The organism is Acinetobacter sp. LT1, assembly GCF_059800965.1.
The window spans coordinates 165,148-185,971 of sequence record NZ_JBBAXE010000008.1 but is presented as its reverse complement, the minus strand read 5'-3'; the positions used below and the strand labels follow the sequence as shown (position 1 = coordinate 185,971).

The following is a 20,824-nucleotide window of genomic DNA, read 5'->3' as shown; positions in this document are numbered from 1 at the left end:
TTATGTTGCTGGTTTAATTTTGTCTAGAGTAGAAATCTGAAGTAAGGAATGTTAAAAATACAACCTGCTTATTTAAACAAATTTTGTCGATTGTCGTTTAACCGTCACAATTTGTCGCTTTAAATCATTTTGTACCACTTGAACAATTTTAAATCGTTATCATATATAGGGTCTGTTGTTTATAACCAGTCACACCTCTCTGCGACTAAGCAATCAGCACCTAAATTTTCATCAATATATAATTGAGATGTTTTATGAGCCAAAGTCATATCCGTATTCGAGGCGCACGTACCCATAATTTAAAAAATGTGTCTCTCGATATTCCACGCGACAAATTTGTGGTAATTACGGGGTTATCAGGTTCAGGAAAATCTTCTCTTGCCTTCGATACCCTGTACGCCGAAGGACAACGCCGTTACGTCGAATCACTTTCAGCGTATGCCCGTCAGTTTTTATCGCAAATGGAAAAGCCTGAAGTCGACTCGATTGAAGGTTTATCACCAGCGATTGCCATTGAGCAAAAATCTACCAGTCATAACCCACGTTCAACGGTTGGTACGATTACCGAAATTTATGACTATTTGCGTTTGCTTTATGCACGTGTCGGTACACCATATTGCCCAGAACATGATTTGCCGATGGTCGCGCAAACTGTTTCTGAAATGGTCGATGCGGTAAAAACGCTTGAAGAAGGCACAGCACTCATGTTGCTTGCCCCTGTCGTTCGTGAGCGTAAAGGTGAGTACAGTAACCTGTTCGAACAACTACAAGGCCAAGGTTTTGTTCGTGCCCGTGTGGATGGCGAAATCATTGATATTGATACACCACCAGAACTCGACAAAAAGAAAAAACATACCATTGAAGTCGTTGTTGACCGCTTCAAAGTACGTGAAGACTTAGGTAACCGTATTGCAGAATCATTTGAAACCGCACTACGTTTAGGTGGCGATATTGCAGTTTTATCATGGATGAATGGTGAACATCCTGATCGCGTTTTTTCTGCAAAGCACTCGTGTCCTGAATGTGATCGCGCTGTCGCAGAGCTTGAGCCACGTCTGTTTTCATTTAACAACCCTTTCGGTGCCTGCCCTGTTTGTGATGGCTTAGGTACCCGTAGTCATTTTAGCTCTGAAAAGCTGATTCCAAATCCTGATCTTGCGATTAGTGAAGGGGCTATTCGTGGATGGGATCGTCAGCGTCCATATTATTATTCGATGCTGCAAAAAGTTGCCGATCATTTTGGTTTAAAACTTGATACGCCTTGGAATCAGCTAGATAAAGATACTCAAAAGAAATTCTTACAAGGTACGGGCAAAGAAAAAGTTGATTTAAGCTATATCGACGAACGTGGCCGCAAACACACTCGCGTGCAACCATTTGAAGGAATTTTGCCGCACCTTGAACGTCGTTACCGTGAAACTGAAAGTAACTATGTACGTGATGATTTAGCTCAGTACCTTTCTAATGCAGCGTGTGATGCATGTGATGGTTCACGTCTTAATGAAATTTCACGTCATGTTCGTGTGAAAGACAAAACCATTGCTGACATTACCCGCATGTCGATTGGTGATGCTGAAAGCTACTATCAAGGCTTAAACCTTGAAGGTGCTAAAGGCGAAATCGCAGATAAAATCTTTAAAGAGATTCGAGAGCGTTTACATTTCTTGGTGAGTGTTGGACTGAATTATTTAAGTCTGGCTCGCTCTGCAGAAACCTTATCTGGTGGTGAAGCGCAGCGTATCCGTCTAGCTTCGCAGATTGGTGCAGGTTTAATGGGCGTCATGTATGTGCTCGATGAACCTTCAATTGGTCTACATCAACGCGATAATGATCGTTTATTGCAAACGCTCATTCGCTTACGTGATTTAGGTAACACGGTATTAGTCGTTGAACACGATGAAGATGCAATCCGTGCTGCTGACCATATTATTGATATCGGTCCAGGTGCCGGTGTACACGGCGGTGTAATTATTGCTGAAGGTACTTATGATGAGTTGGCTAAACATGCCGACTCACTTACAGGACAGTATCTTTCTGGCAAACTCAAAATTGAAGTGCCAAAAAAGCGTACTGAATCACCACGTCCAGATGAAGTCATCAAACTTTCAGGTGCAGCAGGTCATAATTTAAAAAATGTCGATTTAACGATTCCGCTCGGCATTATGACTTGTGTGACTGGCGTTTCAGGTTCAGGTAAGTCAACGCTGATTAACCGTACTTTGCTTCCATTAGCAGCGACACAGCTCAATGGTGCAACGACTTTAACAGCCGAGAAGTTTGACTCGATTGATGGACTTCAACATCTAGATAAAGTTGTTGATATTGACCAAAGCCCGATTGGACGTACCCCACGTTCTAACCCAGCGACTTATACAGGGTTATTTACGCCAATCCGTGAGTTATTTGCTCAAACCCCAGAGGCAAAAGCACGTGGTTATAGTGCTGGTCGTTTCTCGTTTAACGTGAAAGGCGGACGCTGTGAAGCCTGTGAAGGCGACGGTATGATCAAAGTCGCAATGCACTTCCTACCAGATATGTATGTGCCTTGCGATGCATGTCATGGCAAACGTTATAACCGTGAAACTCTTGAAGTCGGCTATAAAGGCAAAAACATTTCTGATGTTCTAGAAATGACTGTCGAAGATGCTGCTGAATTCTTTAGTGCCATTCCAGTCATCCACCGCCGCTTAGAAACCTTAACTCAGGTAGGCTTAGGCTATATTCGTTTAGGTCAAGCAGCTACGACCTTATCGGGTGGTGAAGCGCAACGTGTAAAACTTGCACGTGAGTTAGCAAAACGAGATACGGGTAAAACTTTATATATCTTGGATGAACCAACAACAGGTCTACATTTCCATGATATTGCCAAGTTACTCGATATTTTGCATGAGCTACGTAACAAGGGTAATACCATTGTGGTGATTGAACATAACCTTGATGTGATTAAAACAGCAGACTGGGTTGTCGACTTAGGTCCAGAAGGTGGTTCGGGCGGTGGTATGATCATTGCCGAAGGCACACCTGAACAAGTGGCTGAGGTTGAGATTTCTCATACGGGACGTTTCTTAAAACCGATGTTGAAATAATTTATTGAATAAAAAAAGCCGGAACTCATTTCAGGCTTTTTTACCCCTCAACTGCATTCCGTCCTCGGGCTTTAGCTCTTAATAGCGAACGGTCAGCTTTCTCTAAAAGATCTATCCAACTCGCCGCGCCTATGGAAAAACCAATACTGACAGAGACATGCAATTTTTCATCTGAACCAGATAAACAAATTTCTTCTAAAGAAATCGCAATCCGAATTTTCTCTGCTAAAAGACGAGCATCTATAAATTGTACCTGTTCTAATAATATTAAAAACTCATCTCCCCCATAACGAACAATTAAATCCGAACTTCGAATATTTTGCTTTAATTGCTCGGCAATACTGACAATGACGCGATCACCTACAATATGCCCATATTGGTCGTTCACCTGTTTAAAACGATCAATATCAATAATCATTAAACAGGTTTGCGTAAATTTTTGAGGATAACTTTCAACAATTTTTAAATATTCAGATAAAGCTAAACGATTGGAGACTCCGGTGAGTGGATCAGTATTGGCAATATTCTTTAACTGAAATTCAAAAGCGTCGCGTTGTTGCAACATACGTTGTAATCGGTCAATTGCTTCAAATAGAGAAAAAAATTCACCTTTGGTGGCGACATTCATCTCATCTTTACAATGATCAGAACTATGCGATAAATCTAAAATTAAAGTTCTCGCTTTAATTAAAGGCGAAAATACTCGTCTTTGCGCATATATCAGAGTAAGTAATGCTGTTGCTAAAGAAATTAGAGAAATAAATAAAGTTAAAAAGAAACCATTTCGAGCAATAGCATTTTCTTGAGTGGCAATGACTACACTCTCATTAAGAATGTAACTCTGCAAATCAACCACAGTGGTAAATTTACCTACAATTGCTTCGGTTAACTGTGTACCACTTAAAAAATATGGTTCGCTCTTTTGGCTTTCTTCTAATAGCCTTTCTACAATCGGAATACCCTGATCTATAAACTCTGTTTTCACTCTAGAATATAACCGACGGTATTCTGGAGTTTTTGCCTGTTCAGGCTGCAAGGTATCGACCAAAATCCATAAATATCTAGCTTGGTGTTGAGTTTGTAATGAACGTGCACGATTATTACTTGGAATCTCTTCATTAAAACTGACGGGAGCAATAATGTTAGATGCCATACGCCCAGCCTGATCACGCATATCAGTTAGAACGATAATAAGCGTAAAATAATTAGAAATGCGGCTGTCTTTACTTTTTAACTGCAACATTAGTTTTTGCAGTATTTCCCTACAATTATCCCATGCGCCAAACATTCCTAAAATGGCATTATCCAGTTGAACAGAAGTTCTTGCTGTATATGGAGTTTCACCATAATAATCAACGACACGTCGGGCTTGTCTAAGATTTTCTTTAAAATTGGTTTGCAGCTCATTTGCTAATGAGACATAACCAGCTTGTTTTAAAATTAAAATGCTTGTATCAATTTGCGCATCAACAATTAAACGAAATTTTTTTAATTCTTGCTGATTTTTTACTAAATCATGAGGACCACTCGACATCATTTTATTGGCAGGAGCACGTTCCTTAGAAACTTTATAGGCAATATCGGCTACTGCTCTTAAACTTTTTATTTCAGCTAGGGCTTGTCTAGTTTTTATATAATCCTGATAGCTTCCTACAATAAGAGGTACTGCCATGAATAATAAGGATAAAATAATAACCAGCATAAAAAAGAACAGTCGATTACTAATATGCTCTGAACGTAATCCTGACATTTCTAGCTGGTACTCCGTAAATGTCCTGCCATTTTTAATACGATATAAATTAGGCTTAAATCCATCCTAGCATTTTAATAACTAAAATTTCATCATTAACCCCTTCATTTCTTTTTTAATAATTATACGATTCCTAAATTTTGTCAGCTTAAATAACAAAATGAATCGAAAAATTGAATGCTTTTTATAAAAAAACTCTATTTTACAGATTAAAGATTTTTAATCATGATAGTAAAAACAGTATTTACTTGTCCTCTTGGATGCCACTCCCAGCATCCACTGCCCAGCTTTAAGCTGGGCTCTTTTTGGCCTCTCATTTTTTCAATAAAATTCACATAACTCTTATTTTAATTTTTAGATTTTCTTACAGATAAAAAAAAGCTCAACCTTGGGGAAAGCTGAGCTCGTAAAATCTGATGTGTTCTACACATCGTATCTGGGCAAGCACTTTAAATCCTAAAAAACGTTAGGCAGTGAACTTTGCAATCGAATTATGTGATTTACCTCTACCTTTGTAAAGTTGATTAAATTAATCAGGATTAAAATTTTAATCGTTTTTTCAACTTAAAATAGAGATTTCTTTTATTTTATTCACTTATATAATAATTAAGAATAGTTAAATTTTTTAGTTAAACCAATCCAAATATTGTTAACTACTCCTCAAAATAAAACGAATTTGATAATAAAATGGCGGTTTTTTATTCACATTGTAAACACAGCTATATTTTTGTTAATGTTAAAACCGATTAATGCAATCTATTTTTCCAATCACAATTGTAATATCTTTTTAACATTTACTTCTTAATTCTTAATGAAATATAATTATTAGCTTATTGTAAATGTTCATTTTTTTATCAGGTTGACAAACCACTTTTCATTTGATTAGTTTTTCACCAATTTTAACATAAGTGTCAAATATCTTTAACATTACCTTTTCTAGATTATTGACTTCATAAATTGTTACAATACAATGACCCCAGCTTTATCTCTTGTTAATGCTGGAAATGATTATGAAAAAACTTGGTTTAGCCACTGCTGTATTATTAGCCATGACCGGTGCTCATGCTTATCAATTTGAAGTTCAAGGTCAATCTGAATATGTTGACACAACTGCAAACGATAAAAACTTCACTGGTGACGTTGCTGGTACATTCTATTTAAAAAATGTTGATACCGCTAAGGGTCCTTTAGCTGAAGCAGCTTTCTTGAACCAAGCTTCTAGCGTATCTTTAGGTTATAGCTACCAACAGTATGACCAAAACAACGTAAACTACCACGTAGGTACATACGGTGTTAAAGGTGAGGCTTACGTTCCTACTCCTTACCTTCCTGTATATGCTAGCGCAACTTATAACCACACTGATGTTGATGGTAAAAACAACTTCTCTCATGATGACAACGGCGACCGTTATGCATTAGAAGTTGGTGCTATGTTGTTACCTAACTTCTTGATGACTGTTGGTTATACAAGCGTTGCAAACCAATTCGCTTTAGATAACTTCGGTATCATCAGCAACGGTATCTACACTGCTGCGAACCAAACTGCTGCGATTCAAGACGACCAAGATGCTGTTACAGCTCGTGCTAAATATGTAGGTCCAATCGATGGAACTAACATGGCAATTGGTTTTGAAGCTGCTGGTGCTTTCGGTCAAGAAAACCAATACGGTTTAAAAACTGACCTTTACTTAACTCCTAAGTTAAGCGTTGGCGCATCTTTCGTTGGTAACGATGGTTCAGCTGACATCAAAGGCAATGACCTTGGTGAATTCCGTCAAGCTTGGGGTGGTAACGTAAACTACTTCATTACTCCAGCTGTAGCAGTTGGTGCATCGTACATGAAAGCTGACGTTAAAAAGTCTAGCTACGATACACAAACTATCGGCTTAAATGCTAAATTCCGTTTCTAATTTAATTTAGAAATCGAATTAAAAAAGGACTCAATTGAGTCCTTTTTTTACAGCTAAATTTAACTTCGTACAATATTTAAAAAATATAGATGCCGTTCATATTGATCGATAATGTCTTGAATTAAATCTTCTTGAGTCCAATCCATTACATCATAGTTCTGCCCACCCTCTCTTAAAAATACTTCGGCTTGGAAATATTGCCCATCTTCGGCTTCAGTACGTCCAATTAAAAAACTTGGTGGCACTGTTTCACGTGAAACAACTTTATAAATAAAATTAATTTCATTGTGATGATCGACTCGAAGCTGCATCCCATCCTCAAGTTGAGTAATTGAAACTTCTAAATGACGGCGTCTAAATTCATGTTTGATATTTTCAAACGCACGAGCTACTTGTTTTTCGATATATTCTCTAACCTCTTCTTCACTATGAGGATAGTGCATGATTAAACCTAGCCGCTGTTGCCAGCTTCTTGGATTATGAATGGCACGTGGGGTAATTCGAGCTTCCTGAATTGCTTGCATTTTCGTGACATCAAGATGCAATGCTTTTATTAATCCCCAACTCATGAACAGCATAACCACAGTAAATGGCAATGCGCTCATAATGATTGAAGATTGAAGCGCAGCCAAACCACCGACTAACAATAAAATAATGGCGAGTACAGCCATCAGTACTGTCCAGAACAAACGCTGCCAAGTTGGTGAATTTTCAGTTTTTGCAGTTAGATAGTCAGTAACGAGTGCCCCTGAGTCAGCAGAGGTCACAAAGAATAAAACGACTAAAACGGTAGCCAAAATATTCATGACACCTGACCACGGTAAGTGTCCTAAAAACTCAAATAGAGCTACTGATGAGTCTTGCTGAACAGCCTGAATAAGAGTGTTTTGATGCTCATGAATAATGCTAAATAACGCAGCGTTTCCTAAAAAACCCATCCAGATAATGGTAAAGCCTGTCGGGATGAGGAGAACCCCTACAATAAATTCTCGAATACTGCGTCCACGTGAAACCCTTGCGATAAACATACCCACAAATGGTGACCAAGAAATCCACCAAGCCCAATACAAAATTGTCCAACCACCTATCCAGCCATTCGGTTGGTAAGCATAAAGGTTGAAGGTCATTGTAAATAAATTAGAAAAATACTGACCTGTATTTTGAATTGTCGTTTGAAGCAAATAAATGCTTGGTCCACAAATGAAAACAAAGGTTAATAAAATAACGGCTAAAACTAGATTCAATTCGGATAGGCGTTTTACCCCTTTATCAAGGCCTAAAAAGACCGATAAAGAAGCCAAAATACTCACCACGACAATTAAAATAATCTGTATATAAGTGCTTTGCTCTATACCTAAAAGATAATGCAAGCCAGAGTTAATCTGGGTAACACCGAATCCGAGAGAAGTTGCTACACCAAATACCGTACCAATAGTCGCAAATATATCGATGCTGTCGCCCCAAGGCCCATAAATCTTTTTACCAATGAGAGGATAAAGGGCTGAACGGGTCTTTAAGGGTAAATTATGTCGATAAGCAAAATAAGCTAAAGATAGTCCCACTAATGCATAAATTGCCCAAGCATGTAAGCCCCAGTGGAAGAAGGTCACCCTTAATGCTTGCTGTGCTGCCTCAATAGTCTGAGCATCCCCACTCGGTGGATTAACATAATGCATGACAGGTTCGGCAACTCCGAAGAACATGAGACCGATACCCATCCCTGCTGTAAACAGCATGGCAAACCAAGACCCATTATTATATTCAGGCTGACTATGGTCAGGTCCTAATTTAATTCGACCTATTGATGAACAGGCGATATAAATCAATAAAATAAGAAAGAAGGCTACAGATAAAACATAAAACCAGCTAAATGAATCGGTGATCCATTGTTTTAATTGCTGCGTTAGAAGTTCAAAAGAACTCGGGGCGATCACAACAACTGCCAAGAACAAAGCAATAATAATGACCGTACCAAAAAATACGTTAGGATTAACGTTTGCGAACCAACCTGGTTGTTTGGAAGGCATAACTCCTCCATGTTATTTTAATGAAAAGTGATAGGCATAAAGCCAATAAAGACATTCACAGAATGAACAAAGTTAAATCTTTCAATAGAGAAAGCCGATAATACTTTAAATAAACTTAAATAATATTGCAGTTACAAAGGTGTAAAAAATTAAAACACCTTCTCCTTTATTTGTCAGAATCCTTCTTTGTTGGATGGGCAATGTACTGTAGAGCAATTAAACGTGTGACAATCAAAGCGAGATACATCACGCCACAAAACATTTGTAGCATGGCTAAAACGCGTGCTGGTGGACTAAGCGGCATTAAATCAGATAAGCCTGTTGCTGACTGTAAGCTAAAGCTCAGGAACAGTAGATCTAACCACGTCTGGAAATGATGAGCATTGTTTGGATTTTGGAAGCTAGCAGGAATCAATAGCTGACAAATGTTGTAGAGGAATGCAAAGCCCCAAGCTAGCAAAGTAAAAACCGCGGCAGCAGCAAATAATTCATCTCTTGTTAAATATCGATCAGCAAACATATAACGAAATAAACCGTAAGCAGCCGAAAAGTAAGCCAGCGCTTCACAGCTATGAGCAAATATCTGGATCGTTAAATTGCTATAGCCCAATAAAATAAAGACTGAGGATATAATCGCTCCACTGACAAAAGTTAATCCCAGAAAAGTAAACATTGGGGTTTGGCGAATCACTTTGGCAATAATAAGTAAGGCAAGCACTCCTAAAGCCCACGTTAGGGTCCGGTAAAATACATCGTGAAAAGTCAGCATGGCCAAAATGAGTAAGATAAATTGCACAAGCAGCAACCATGCAGAAGGTAGCAGTCGAAAGCTCGCCCAGAAGTCCATGATAGATCGCATTTAATTATTTTCCTTTTTCATTATGTTTTGAATTATAAGAAATCATACTGTACAAAAAATAGGACAAACAAGTTGTTCTTTATTAAAGAGCTTCTTTCACTTTAAGTTATACGATCAACAAAAAAAGCCCCGCAGGGCTTTTAATGAGATAGATATTTAATCCAGTTTGATTTTAGTGATCTGAGGCACCAGAAGCACCGATACCTGTCATTGAACGAACGTATTGGGCATCGAATGCAGCACGCTCTTTTTTAGCACGTGCAGAGTTGTCAGTCACCGAGAAGAACCAACAGCAAAGGAATGACAATGGCATCGCAAATAATGCAGGACCATTGAATGGGTTAACTGGTGTATCAGAGATTTTTAAAGTATCTACCCAAACCGCTTTAGACAGAACAATAAGTACTACAGCTGTTACAAGGCCAACCACACCACCGATAACTGCACCACGAGTGGTTAAACCTTTCCAGAACATTGAAAGAACAAGAATCGGGAAGTTTGCACAACATGCCACAGAGAATGCTAAGCCCACCATGAATGCTACGTTTTGTTTTTCAAACAAGATACCCAAAATCATGGCAAAGATTGCTAAACCAAGTGTCGCAATTTTTGACATACGAAGTTCTGAGGCTGGAGTCGTTTGACCTTTCTTGAATACGTTAGCGTATAAGTCATGTGAGATTGCAGATGCACCAGAAAGTGTTAAACCAGCAACAACAGCAAGAATCGTTGCGAACGCTACTGCTGAAATAAAGCCCATGAATAAGTCACCGCCTAAAGCATCACTTAAATGCACGGCTGCCATGTTGTTACCACCAACAAGTTCAAGCTTGCCTGATACTGCCATTTTTGCAACATCAAGGAATTGAGGGTTGTTTGATACGAAAAGGATCGCACCGAAACCAATAATGAAAGTTAAAAGATAGAAGTAACCAATGAAACCTGTCGCAACCACAACCGATTTACGCGCTTCTTTTGCATCTTTTACAGTGAAGAAACGCATAAGAATGTGTGGAAGACCCGCTGTACCAAACATGAGTGCCAAGCCAAGAGACAATGCATCAATCGGGTTTGCGGCAAGTTTACCCGGACCCATAATTTTTGCAGCTTCTTCAAAGCTTACGCTGTGAACTTTACTGAATACTTCAATTGATTGAGTGAACATGTTGCTGAAGCTGAAACCAACCGCTTTCATCACCATGAATGCCATGAAAGTCGCACCACTGAGCAACATGACCGCTTTAATGATCTGTACCCATGTCGTTGCCAACATGCCACCAAAAATTACGTATGCCATCATTAATAGACCAACGATGACAACAGCGATGTTGTAGTTCAAACCAAATAGTAATTTGATGAGCTGGCCCGCGCCTACCATTTGAGCGATCAAGTAGAATGCTACAACAACAAGCGAGCTCAAGGCAGCTAAGGTACGGACCGGTTTTTCTTCAAGACGGAATGACACTACATCTGAAAGGTTGTATTTACCAAGGTTACGTAAACGCTCTGCAACCAAGAATAAAACGATTGGCCAACCTACCATAAATCCAAGAGAATAAAGTAAGCCATCAAAACCCGAACTAAACACCATCGCGGAAATACCAAGGAAAGATGCTGCTGACATATAGTCACCGGCAATTGCCAATCCGTTTTGGAAACCGCTGATTCCGCCCCCTGCGGTATAGAAATCTTGTGCTGATTGAGTTTGCTTTGCCGCCCACTTAGTAATAAACAAAGTAAAACCAACAAAGATCAAGAACATAATAATGGCATGCCAGTTGGTGGCTTGCTGTTCGGCTTCACCCAAATCTGGACCAGCCATAGCAACAGTTGAATATAGCGATGCTGCTGCCAATAAGGCTTTCGCTTTTAATGAATTCCATTTCATATTAGTGTAATCCTTTCTCATGCGTGATGGCTTCAACTTCCTTCAACGCTTCTTCACTCAACTGGTCAAGGGTGTTGTTTGCGATATAGGAATACACGCCACACAGTAGGAAAGATAAAACAATAATTCCTAAGCCTAGTGGAATACCCCATGTCGTTACACCACCACTAAATGAACTCATTAAAAATTCTTTGTTGTAGCCAACAAGTAGCATAAAGCCCACATAAAGCACTAACATAATGATTGTGAGCGTCCAGCTTAATGCACTTTTTTTCTTGACCATCTTTTGAAACTTTGGATTGCGTAGAATCTGTTCTACTTGGCTTTGATCCATAACCAAACTCCTTGCCTGTGCCCAACCTTGGTCACTTTTTTAATAGTAGTTTCTCATTATTAAAATTAGCAAAATAACGTGTAATTCGTAACTTAGACTTTGGTCGTTAAAATTTAATCAATTTATAGCTTTGTTTCTGCTTGCGGTATGATAGGCGCAAGGTTTTAATCATGTAGGTCATATGAACAGCTGGCTGATTATTGGGGTACTCACTTTTTATATAGCACTCTTATTTATTTGTGCTTTTTTTGGCGAGAAGCATGCTAGTCGCCTGAGTACACGTGGCCGGATGTTCTTGTTTAGTTTGACCTTAGGTGTTTACTGTTCATCTTGGACATTTTATGGTGCAACCGGAGCTGCCGTCCGAGAAGGCGTCATTTTCTTACCTATTTATTTAGGTCCACTGTTATTTGTCTGGTTTGGTTACGATATCTGGCGACGTTTAGGCCGAGTACGTCAGCATCATGCAATTTCTTCAATTGCCGATTTTGTTGCTGCACGTTATGGCAAAAGCGGTGTATTGGCATCGCTGGTTACGATCTTGGCAGTCATTGCGATTATTCCCTACCTGGCCCTACAGTTACGCGCAATTGCCTTAAGCACATCAGTCATATTAGAGCAAAATGCTCATATTCATACGACCACCAATAGCGTTTTGCTTTTAACCAGTGTCCTTGCGATCTTAGCCATGATCTTCGGTACAAGGCAAATTGCAAACACCGAACAGCATGGCGGCCTCATGTTAGCCGTTGCATTTGAATCTTTTGTAAAATTATTCGCCCTAATCTGTGTCGCTTTATTTTTTATTTTTGAAGCACCCGCGAACTTAGTACAAGTTTCGGCCGACGTAAACCAAACCTTCCAAGAAGTTCAGTTATTTGGGGTACCTGAAACGTTCTGGATTCAGACATTATTGGCAGGTCTCGCAATTATCTGTTTACCCCGTCAATTTCATGTGGCTGTTGTCGAATTACGCGATGAAAAGCACATTCGCGGTGCACGTAAATGGTTTGCGGCTTATCTCATTTTAACAATTTTAGCTATTATCCCAATTGCAAGCTGGGCCTTGCATGCAGCGCCAAAATTCCTAACCGTGCCTGATGTGGCAGTACTCTCATTACCATTGAGTTATAACCAAGAATGGTTAGCCCTACTGGCCTTTTTAGGTGGGTTCTCTGCATCAACAGGCATGTTACTGGTGTCATCTGTTGCTCTGTCTATCATGCTCAGTAATGACTTGATTATGCCCGCACTCTGGCGTTTTAAGCTGCTATCACGTCACGATAAACATTTACCTAAAGTTCTTAAATTCAGCCGTCGTATTAGTATTGTCGCGGTGATGCTACTTGGCTTTTTATTCTTCCATTTCTTTAATGATATTAACCAGCTTTCAGTATTTGGTTTATTGGCATTTAGTGCCGTTGCCCAGTTTGCACCTGCGCTTATTGGAGGCTTGTATTGGCGAGGTGGAAGCCGCCAAGGTGTCTATGCAGGTCTTATTGTTGGATTTTTGATGTGGAGTTACACATTACTATTTCCAACGATTTTACGTAGCTTGCCAGAGGCCTATCAAGAAACAGCCCAAAGTATTTTGCTTTTTGGTCCTTTTGGAATTAATGCCTTACGTCCAGAATCACTTTTTGGCTTTGAGTCATTTGCTCCACTTACACACGGCGTTATTTGGTCGCTTGGTTTAAATATTGTTTTATATATTTGGATTTCTAAAATTTACCGCCCAAGTGTGGCAGAACAAATTCAGGCAGAAAGCTTTTTTTATTACGAAACTAAGCCTCTGCCATCTCCCCATACCTCTACCGATTTAACTTATTTACCGCACGATGCTGCACGTTTAAAAGTAGGCGATTTATTTGCGCTTGCTAAAAGAATTACGGGTGAGCAACCCACAACACAAGCGTTCGAGAACTTTTGTGAGCAAAATCATCTCACGCTTAACCCGAATAGTATCGCCAATGGCATGTGGTGGCGGTTCACTGAACAATATCTAGCTGGAATTATCGGCGCAGCCTCAGCTCGTACTTTGCTCACTACAGCAATGATTAATAATGGTTTGGCATTAGGCCAAGTCGCCAATATTTTAGACCAAGCCTCGCAATGGCAACGTTTCAATCAAAACTTGCTGATGACCATGATTGATCACATGACCCAAGGGGTGAGTGTGGTTGATAAAAACATGTGTTTAGTCGCATGGAACAACCAATATTTAAAACTGTTTGGCTACCCAAAAGATTTAGTCTATGTGGGTTGTCCAATTGCCGATCTGATTCGTTATAACGCTGAACGCGGCGAATGCGGCCCAGGTTCAGTCGAAGAACATGTTCGCAAACGTTTGCACTGGATGAAAGTCGGAAGTGCGCATGAATTTGAACGAATCCGTAAAGACGGACGCGTTATTCAAATGCGCGGTAATCCTATTTCAGGTGGTGGCTTTGTGACTACCTTCGCCGACATTACGGCTTTCCGTGCGAATGAGGCAATACTTGAGGCCCGCGTAAAAGACAGAACCCAACAACTTGCCGATGCCTTAACTGAGCAACAGCTTGCGCGCGAACAAGCCGATATGGCCAATATGTCAAAAAGCCGATTTATTGCAGCGGCCAGTCATGACTTATTACAACCTATGCATGCTGCCCGTCTGTTTAGTACAGTTCTTGAACAAAGCATCGCAACCGAAGAAGATCGCCAAACTTTGCAACAACTTGACCGTGCTTTGTATGGTGCAGAAAGTATGCTCTCTGCCCTACTCGATATTGCGCGTTTGGAAGGCGGTACCATACAGCCAAAAAGACAGCCTTATCCTCTGCACGATTTACTAAGCGACCTCGAACTACAGTTTAAGTCGATTGCTGCACAGCGAAATATTTCATTAAAAGTTCACGATGTATCGTTCTGGATTGACACAGATCCACAGTGGATACGACGTATTATTCAAAACTTTGTGAGTAATGCTTTGCGCTATACAGCCAAAGGCCGAGTGATTGTTGGTGTATTACGTTCAGCACAAAAACCTGGACACATTCGAATTGGGGTTTGGGATACAGGTCCCGGAATTGCCGAAGAGCAACGTATTAAACTATTTCAAGAATTCGAACGCTGTGGGCATTTATCGCCTTGGGGTGAGCAAGGTTTAGGTTTGGGTCTTGCTATTGTGCAGCGTATGACGGGTTTGTTGAATTATCCAGTCTATGTCTATTCGCAACTCGATAAAGGCTCCTGCTTTATGATTGAGGTTCCGGTGGTAGAAGCGCCAAAAGTGATAACCCCAACCGTACAGGCAGTACCTTTAAAAACCAAAGCCTATCGGATTTTATGTTTAGACAATGATGAAACCATTCTTGAGGGTATGAGTAGCTTATTAGGTCGATGGGGTTATGAGGTTTTTAAAGCCACTGAACCTGAACAAGCACTTGAAATTATTCAAAAAGAAAATATTCAGGTCTGGCTTATCGATCAGCATTTAAACAACAACCAACTCGGTGTCGATTTTATTTTGCAAAATCGTCAACATGATGTTCCTGTTGCTTTAATTACTGCTGACTCTCATCCTGAGTTACCTCAACAATTGAAAGAACTGAATATTGTTTTACTCAAAAAACCACTTAAGCCTGCTTCTCTAAGAGCATGGTTATCGGGACTTAAAATTGCCAGTGAGGTAGATTAAATATTTTCTCCCCCAAACCTTTTAATAAGTTTGGGAGAGATTTTTGGCAAAAATTATTGGCCTAATTTAAGCCAATAGGCAGAACTGCTCAAAAAGTCGACTTTTACCCAGTAAATCATTGACCAAAATTTCCAATGACTCTTTTTCTATGGCAAAGCTCACCTTTTTTGTAAGTGAACACTTGTACACTTAGTTACAATTTCATAACTTGCTGTTTTTTAAAATTATAATTAGCCAAAAATAACCACATAAGACTTTAGTCGTATTCTACTTGCATTCTTCCTGACACATAAATATTCAAAACCTATTTCTTAAATGTACAGTCATTTTTATAACCCATTTCCATATTAAGCACCCCTGCTCACGAATTAATGCAAAGGACAATTGCCATGAATATTTCTGATAACAGCCCACAAGGCCAACTTTCGTCTCAACAGTTTTATCGCCAATACAGTGCCAATGCTTTACTTCCTGAACTAGATTGGCAAAGTATTTTCCCTCACAGCAAGCTCAATGAAGCAAACATCAAAGCGTTAAATACAATTTATCAATGTGCAGTTCCCCTCGCACTTAATGTATTTCATGATCTAAATTTTGATGTATTTGCACCTGCGGCTTATCATCCCCAAGGTTTAGGTTTATTTGATAAATTGGCACAACAAGAAGAAAACTTTTTAAAAGTTCTTAGCGCTGAAAGTGAAAATCTTGACCACGACACACGTCATCAAATCTGGAGCATGCTACTCCGTGGCGGTGCTGTACTCGTTTTCAAAGCTTGGCTTGGTCATGTCAAACTCGGCGAGAATCAGTTAGATATGACTCAGTTTGATGAATTATCGGATTTACTCTTTATTAAAACGCATCCAGATCAACTTGCTGAACGACTCCATGTTGATGAAAAAGCAAAACTCGACCATATCTTCTTAATGTATGGCAATGACATTTTCCTTGATCGCTTCAACAGTCTAGAAACAGCTGCTTTGTTTGTTGATTTAGGCGTTTATGATGCAGCCTTCTTAAGCCTACGCGATGACCGCGTAGCTGAATATTTAAAAATGAAAGGTTATGTAACTCAAGATCAAATTGATGATTTGCAATGTGCACTCAATCCTTTGTACTGCGACAGCCTAACACCAAAGCAAGATTGCCTTGCTTAAGTGGCACACATAAAAAAGACCTCAATCGAGGTCTTTTTTCTTTTTAGATTTTCTTATCTTCAATATTTAATGCGCTAATGGCCAATACGGCTTGTGTACGGTTTTGCACACCTAATTTTCTAAAGATAGCCGTTACGTGAGCTTTAATCGTTGCTTCCGAAACATCGAGCTCATATGCGATTTGTTTATTTAACAAACCTTCCGCAACCATCATCAACACACGGAATTGCTGAGGTGTTAACGATTGAATACGTTCAGCTAAAGCAGTTTCATCTGCTGCTCTTGGGTCAAGGTTTAGATTAGATGGCAAGTTCGGTGGCAACCAGATATCACCTTCTAAGACTTGACGAATCGCTTCGCCAATATGACTTGGATGAGCCGACTTAGGAATATAACCCATCGCACCATGAGCGATTGCACGCTGAATGATTGAAGTTTCTTCATGTGCAGAAACAACAATAATCGGAATAGATGGATACTGTGCTCTTACATAAACCAGAGCCGAAAAGCCTGAAGCACCCGGTAAATTTAAATCGAGTAATACTAGATCAGGTTCTGCCCCATTTTCCAAACGCTCATAAAACTCATCAACCGAGGCTGTTTCATGAATTTGTGCCTGTGGCAGGCTATAACGTACTGCTTGAATTAAAGCATGACGAAACAAAGGATGATCATCAACGATTAAAATATTCATAAGCGATTAAAGTAATCTTGAGCATAAGTATGGCCTATTGTAACCCTACTATTTAGATGAAAGATACGTTCATCTTATCCATTTTTATGCAAAATGTTGATAAATGCAGAACTTAGCCAAGATTTTCAGATGTTTTTTAACTTTTAATCAAAATTAATCTGTTTTTTATATAAGCTTCCTTTTTATTATAAAAAATATATCACCTATAATTATATAAAATAAAAACAGCAACTTAATAAAAAAACAAAGTGTAAAAATCCACTATTTATCTTTTATATTTAAAACTGATAAGGTTGACCAATTTCGTTATTTTACAGTTTACCGTCGTTGTTGATTAATAAGTCCAATCTCTTGTTTTAGGCTTAGGAACCAAATTATGACTGGTATCACATCACCAAAACCTTTAAATATCGTTGCTGTTTCTGGTGGCTTAAATACCCCATCTAAAACGGAAAGTCTGGTTCAAGCCATTCTTGATGAATTATCAGAAGCAATCGATATTAAAGTTCACTTTATTAAATTAAGCGAAATCGGGCCTTTATTAGGCGGCGCATTTTATCGCAACCAACTTCCACAACGCGTACAAGATGACCTTGCAGCAGTTGAAGCAGCAGATGCTTTAATTGTAGGTACACCCGTTTACCGTGCTTCTTTTACAGGTCTTTTCAAACATTTCTTCGATTTTGTTGAACAAACTGCGTTGGTCGATGTACCAGTACTTTTAGCCGCATCGGGTGGTAGTGATCGTCATGCACTCGTACTTGAACATCAACTACGTCCATTATTCAGTTTCTTCCAAGCACAAACTTTACCAATTGGCGTATATGCGACCGATCGTGACTTTACTCCTGAATATACGGTGAAAAGCGAGCAATTATCAGATCGTATTACGTTAGCAGTGGCACGCGCATTACCAATTTTAGAATGGGCGCCAGCGAAAGGTAAACGTGCTGAAGTGGTTAAATCTAAATCACAGCAAGCAAATCAAGAGCTTGGTATTAACAAGCAAATTGAACAAGAAGAAGTATTACCTTCAGCGGCTGTACCAGACCTTGATGCGGCAGAATCTCGTTTGCATCACAAGTCTGGCAAATCATTAACGCATGTTGCCTAAGCGCAATATGCCTAAATAAAAAGAACGAATGGGGAGAGCGAACCATGACGCAATTACAACAACCAATTAAATTTGCTTATTGGGTACCAAACGTAAGCGGTGGCCTTGTAGTGAGTAACATCGAACAGCGTACATACTGGAGTTATGACTACAATGTTCGACTTGCACAGGCTGCCGAAAACAATGGTTTTGAATATGCGCTCACCCAAATTCGTTTTACGGCTGGGTACGGGGCAGAAAACCAACATGAATCGGTAAGTTTTAGTCATGCATTACTAGCAAAAACTGAAAAACTGAAAGTCATTGCGGCGATTCTCCCCGGCCCCTGGAAACCCGCGTTGGCGGCAAAACAACTTGCAACGATTGATTATCTAACTGAAGGCCGTATTGCGATTAACGTAGTGAGTGGCTGGTTCAGAGGTGAGTTTGATGCCATTGGTGAAGAGTGGCCTGAGCATGATGAACGTTATGTTCGCTCCGAAGAATTTATTCGCACGCTAAAAGGAATCTGGACCACCGACAACTATAGTTTCAATGGTAAATACTACCAGTTCCAAAACTACACGCTTAAACCAAAACCTTTGCAAAAGCCTTATATCGAAGTTTTCCAAGGTGGCAGTTCACGTGCTGCACGTGACATGGCGTCTCGCGTATCTGACTGGTATTTCACTAACGGTAATACGGTAGAAGAAATTCAAAAACAAGTCGAAGATATTCGCACTAAAGCAAAAGCCAATAACCATCATGTCAAAATTGGGGTAAATGCATTCATCATTGCCAGAGATACCGAAGAAGAAGCAAAAGCAGTACTTCAAGAAATTATTGATAAAGCCAACACTGAAGCCGTAAATGCATTTGGAGATGCTACACGTGAAGCAGGTGCTGCTTCACCAGAGCAACAAGGTAACTGGGCAAAATCAAGTTTTGAAGACTTAGTGCAATACAACGATGGCTTTAAAACCAATTTAATTGGTACGCCGCAGCAAATTGCAGAGCGTATTGTGGCACTCAAAAATGTAGGTGTTGATTTGATTCTTTCCGGATTTTTACACTTTATTGAAGAGGTGGAATATTTCGGAGAAAAAGTTCTGCCGCTCGTTCGTCAGTTAGAACTTCAACAGGAGAAGGAGGTAGAAATCCAAGCTAAATCAGCCTAAAAAACCCCAGTTAAAACAGCGCAAGATAATAAAAACAATAAATTAAAAATAAAGAATTTATTGGCTCCAAGACTCGGCTTGGAGCCTTTATTTTTTAGGATTTCTCGACTTCTCGAATCACAGTTTCAACTGAGTAACGGCACCATTTTGAAAGTTTCTCGATAAATTCATTTAAGGCAGCGGGTTCAAAATGGCTGACAATCATATAGCAAGCATTGCCCATGACTTTAAAGCATTCATCGATTTGTTCATATTGCTTAACCAAATTTTCAATCTCTTCAAATGCGCGTTGTTCATTTAAATGCAAGTGAATAAATTGCTTATGCGAATATTGCACGGCAATGGTGTAGTTTTTGATAACACCTGCATCCATTAACTGAGCAATTCGAGCACCCACCGCCTGTCCTGTTCGATGGACGCGCTGCCCAATGTCTTTATTTGTCAGACGAGAATCTTGTTTGAGTAATGCAATAATTTTTAGATCAATCGGGTCTAATTCAATATTCATTTTTCATGGTGAAAGAAAACTGGCGGTAATGCTTTCATCTGACTATAGCCGATTTTTCAAGCAGAGAATAATCTTGTTTTATCTCATATCAACAAGAGTGACCTCATGAAACAAGCTCTATTAGTTATCGATGTACAAAATGATTATTTTAAAAATGGCAAAATGGAATTGGTTGGGCCAGAGCAAGCGCTAGAAAAAATAAAACAACTCGAACAATATTTTAACGAGAAAAACTTGCTCATCATTTATGTGCAGCATATTAACCCGCCACAAGCGAGTTTCTTCCAAGAAAATACAGATGGGGTTTTACTTCATCCTGAACTCAGTGCTGGCAGTGATTCATTAATCGTGACAAAGCATTATCCAAACAGTTTTTTAGAAACCAATTTAGATGAGCTTTTAAAAACACATCAAATTGAACAACTCGTGATTACAGGCATGATGACGCATATGTGTATTGATTCAGGGACTCGTGCAGCCAAAGAACTTGGCTATCAACCCATCTTAATTGCAGATGCAACCGCAACTCGCGATTTAAGCCATGATAGAAAAATTGTAAAAGCTGAAGACGTACAAACTGCTTTTTTAACTGCGCTGAGTACATTTGCAAATGTAGAAAATACTGCTGACTTTTTAGCAAGCTCTTAGTAGAAAGCAATAA

14 protein-coding genes are annotated in these 20,824 nt (G+C 39.5%); 7 read left to right on the top strand and 7 right to left on the bottom strand.

Annotated elements, in window-relative coordinates:
- The first annotated feature begins 254 nt into the window (after positions 1-254).
- The gene (uvrA, locus tag WBW42_RS10215; protein WP_032057175.1) at positions 255-3,086 is read left to right on the top strand and encodes an excinuclease ABC subunit UvrA; all 2,832 of its coding nucleotides are present in this window, start codon (positions 255-257) and stop codon (positions 3,084-3,086) included.
- Positions 3,087-3,126: 40 nt separating this feature from the next.
- Here uvrA and WBW42_RS10210 read toward each other — a convergent pair whose 3' ends face one another.
- The gene (locus tag WBW42_RS10210; protein WP_032057173.1) at positions 3,127-4,836 is read right to left on the bottom strand and encodes a GGDEF domain-containing protein; all 1,710 of its coding nucleotides are present in this window, start codon (positions 4,834-4,836) and stop codon (positions 3,127-3,129) included.
- A 1,010-nt stretch (positions 4,837-5,846) separates the two neighbouring features.
- Here WBW42_RS10210 and omp33-36 point away from each other — a divergent pair.
- A complete protein-coding gene (gene omp33-36, locus WBW42_RS10205; RefSeq protein WP_032057170.1) occupies positions 5,847-6,746 on the top strand; it encodes a porin Omp33-36 in 900 nt (299 codons plus the stop codon).
- A gap of 59 nt (positions 6,747-6,805) precedes the next feature.
- Here omp33-36 and WBW42_RS10200 read toward each other — a convergent pair whose 3' ends face one another.
- From WBW42_RS10200 to WBW42_RS10185, 4 genes are all read right to left on the bottom strand, one after another.
- Entirely contained in the window at positions 6,806-8,773 is a 1,968-nt protein-coding gene (locus WBW42_RS10200) for a glycine betaine transporter (RefSeq protein ID WP_032057169.1), read from the bottom strand.
- A 166-nt stretch (positions 8,774-8,939) separates the two neighbouring features.
- Positions 8,940-9,632 carry an ion channel gene (locus WBW42_RS10195; protein ID WP_002121893.1) on the bottom strand — a complete coding sequence of 231 codons (693 nt, stop codon included), beginning with the start codon at positions 9,630-9,632 and terminating at the stop codon, positions 8,940-8,942.
- A 172-nt stretch (positions 9,633-9,804) separates the two neighbouring features.
- Positions 9,805-11,520: a cation acetate symporter gene (locus WBW42_RS10190; RefSeq protein ID WP_002121878.1), complete on the bottom strand. Its 1,716-nt coding sequence runs from the start codon at positions 11,518-11,520 to the stop codon at positions 9,805-9,807.
- A 1-nt stretch (position 11,521) separates the two neighbouring features.
- Positions 11,522-11,854 (bottom strand): DUF485 domain-containing protein, encoded by a 333-nt coding sequence (locus tag WBW42_RS10185; protein ID WP_000372818.1) that lies wholly within the window; start codon positions 11,852-11,854, stop codon positions 11,522-11,524.
- Between the two features lie 181 nt (positions 11,855-12,035).
- Between WBW42_RS10185 and WBW42_RS10180 the strand changes: the two genes are divergently transcribed.
- Positions 12,036-15,533 carry a hybrid sensor histidine kinase/response regulator gene (locus WBW42_RS10180; protein ID WP_032057079.1) on the top strand — a complete coding sequence of 1,166 codons (3,498 nt, stop codon included), beginning with the start codon at positions 12,036-12,038 and terminating at the stop codon, positions 15,531-15,533.
- A 389-nt stretch (positions 15,534-15,922) separates the two neighbouring features.
- Positions 15,923-16,690, top strand: coding sequence for a hypothetical protein (locus WBW42_RS10175; protein WP_017387555.1), 768 nt, complete (start codon positions 15,923-15,925; stop codon positions 16,688-16,690).
- 43 nt (positions 16,691-16,733) lie between these two features.
- On the opposite strand, the gene WBW42_RS10170 is transcribed toward WBW42_RS10175, so the two are convergent.
- Complete coding sequence (locus WBW42_RS10170) at positions 16,734-17,384, bottom strand: response regulator (RefSeq protein ID WP_002122041.1); 651 nt, start codon at positions 17,382-17,384, stop codon at positions 16,734-16,736.
- Positions 17,385-17,760: 376 nt separating this feature from the next.
- On the opposite strand from WBW42_RS10170, the gene msuE reads away from it, so the two are divergent.
- Together msuE and sfnG are read left to right on the top strand one after the other, a co-directional pair.
- A complete protein-coding gene (gene msuE / locus WBW42_RS10165) occupies positions 17,761-18,498 on the top strand; it encodes an FMN reductase (protein ID WP_005066848.1) in 738 nt (245 codons plus the stop codon).
- Between the two features lie 44 nt (positions 18,499-18,542).
- Entirely contained in the window at positions 18,543-19,655 is a 1,113-nt protein-coding gene (gene sfnG, locus WBW42_RS10160) for a dimethylsulfone monooxygenase SfnG (protein WP_032057080.1), read from the top strand.
- A 94-nt stretch (positions 19,656-19,749) separates the two neighbouring features.
- Here sfnG and WBW42_RS10155 read toward each other — a convergent pair whose 3' ends face one another.
- The gene (locus tag WBW42_RS10155) at positions 19,750-20,163 is read right to left on the bottom strand and encodes an Lrp/AsnC family transcriptional regulator (protein ID WP_014207916.1); all 414 of its coding nucleotides are present in this window, start codon (positions 20,161-20,163) and stop codon (positions 19,750-19,752) included.
- A gap of 105 nt (positions 20,164-20,268) precedes the next feature.
- Between WBW42_RS10155 and WBW42_RS10150 the strand changes: the two genes are divergently transcribed.
- Complete coding sequence (locus tag WBW42_RS10150) at positions 20,269-20,811, top strand: cysteine hydrolase family protein (protein WP_032057082.1); 543 nt, start codon at positions 20,269-20,271, stop codon at positions 20,809-20,811.
- Positions 20,812-20,824: the final 13 nt, after the last annotated feature.

Excerpts from the sequence above, each read along its gene's own strand:
- uvrA (WP_032057175.1), top strand. The coding sequence starts at position 255 with ATGAGCCAAAGTCATATCCGTATTCGAGGCGCACGTACCCATAATTTA.
- WBW42_RS10210 (WP_032057173.1), bottom strand. The coding sequence starts at position 4,836 with ATGTCAGGATTACGTTCAGAGCATATTAGTAATCGACTGTTCTTTTTT.
- omp33-36 (WP_032057170.1), top strand. The coding sequence starts at position 5,847 with ATGAAAAAACTTGGTTTAGCCACTGCTGTATTATTAGCCATGACCGGT.
- WBW42_RS10200 (WP_032057169.1), bottom strand. The coding sequence starts at position 8,773 with ATGCCTTCCAAACAACCAGGTTGGTTCGCAAACGTTAATCCTAACGTA.
- WBW42_RS10195 (WP_002121893.1), bottom strand. The coding sequence starts at position 9,632 with ATGCGATCTATCATGGACTTCTGGGCGAGCTTTCGACTGCTACCTTCT.
- WBW42_RS10190 (WP_002121878.1), bottom strand. The coding sequence starts at position 11,520 with ATGAAATGGAATTCATTAAAAGCGAAAGCCTTATTGGCAGCAGCATCG.
- WBW42_RS10185 (WP_000372818.1), bottom strand. The coding sequence starts at position 11,854 with ATGGATCAAAGCCAAGTAGAACAGATTCTACGCAATCCAAAGTTTCAA.
- WBW42_RS10180 (WP_032057079.1), top strand. The coding sequence starts at position 12,036 with ATGAACAGCTGGCTGATTATTGGGGTACTCACTTTTTATATAGCACTC.
- WBW42_RS10175 (WP_017387555.1), top strand. The coding sequence starts at position 15,923 with ATGAATATTTCTGATAACAGCCCACAAGGCCAACTTTCGTCTCAACAG.
- WBW42_RS10170 (WP_002122041.1), bottom strand. The coding sequence starts at position 17,384 with ATGAATATTTTAATCGTTGATGATCATCCTTTGTTTCGTCATGCTTTA.
- msuE (WP_005066848.1), top strand. The coding sequence starts at position 17,761 with ATGACTGGTATCACATCACCAAAACCTTTAAATATCGTTGCTGTTTCT.
- sfnG (WP_032057080.1), top strand. The coding sequence starts at position 18,543 with ATGACGCAATTACAACAACCAATTAAATTTGCTTATTGGGTACCAAAC.
- WBW42_RS10155 (WP_014207916.1), bottom strand. The coding sequence starts at position 20,163 with ATGAATATTGAATTAGACCCGATTGATCTAAAAATTATTGCATTACTC.
- WBW42_RS10150 (WP_032057082.1), top strand. The coding sequence starts at position 20,269 with ATGAAACAAGCTCTATTAGTTATCGATGTACAAAATGATTATTTTAAA.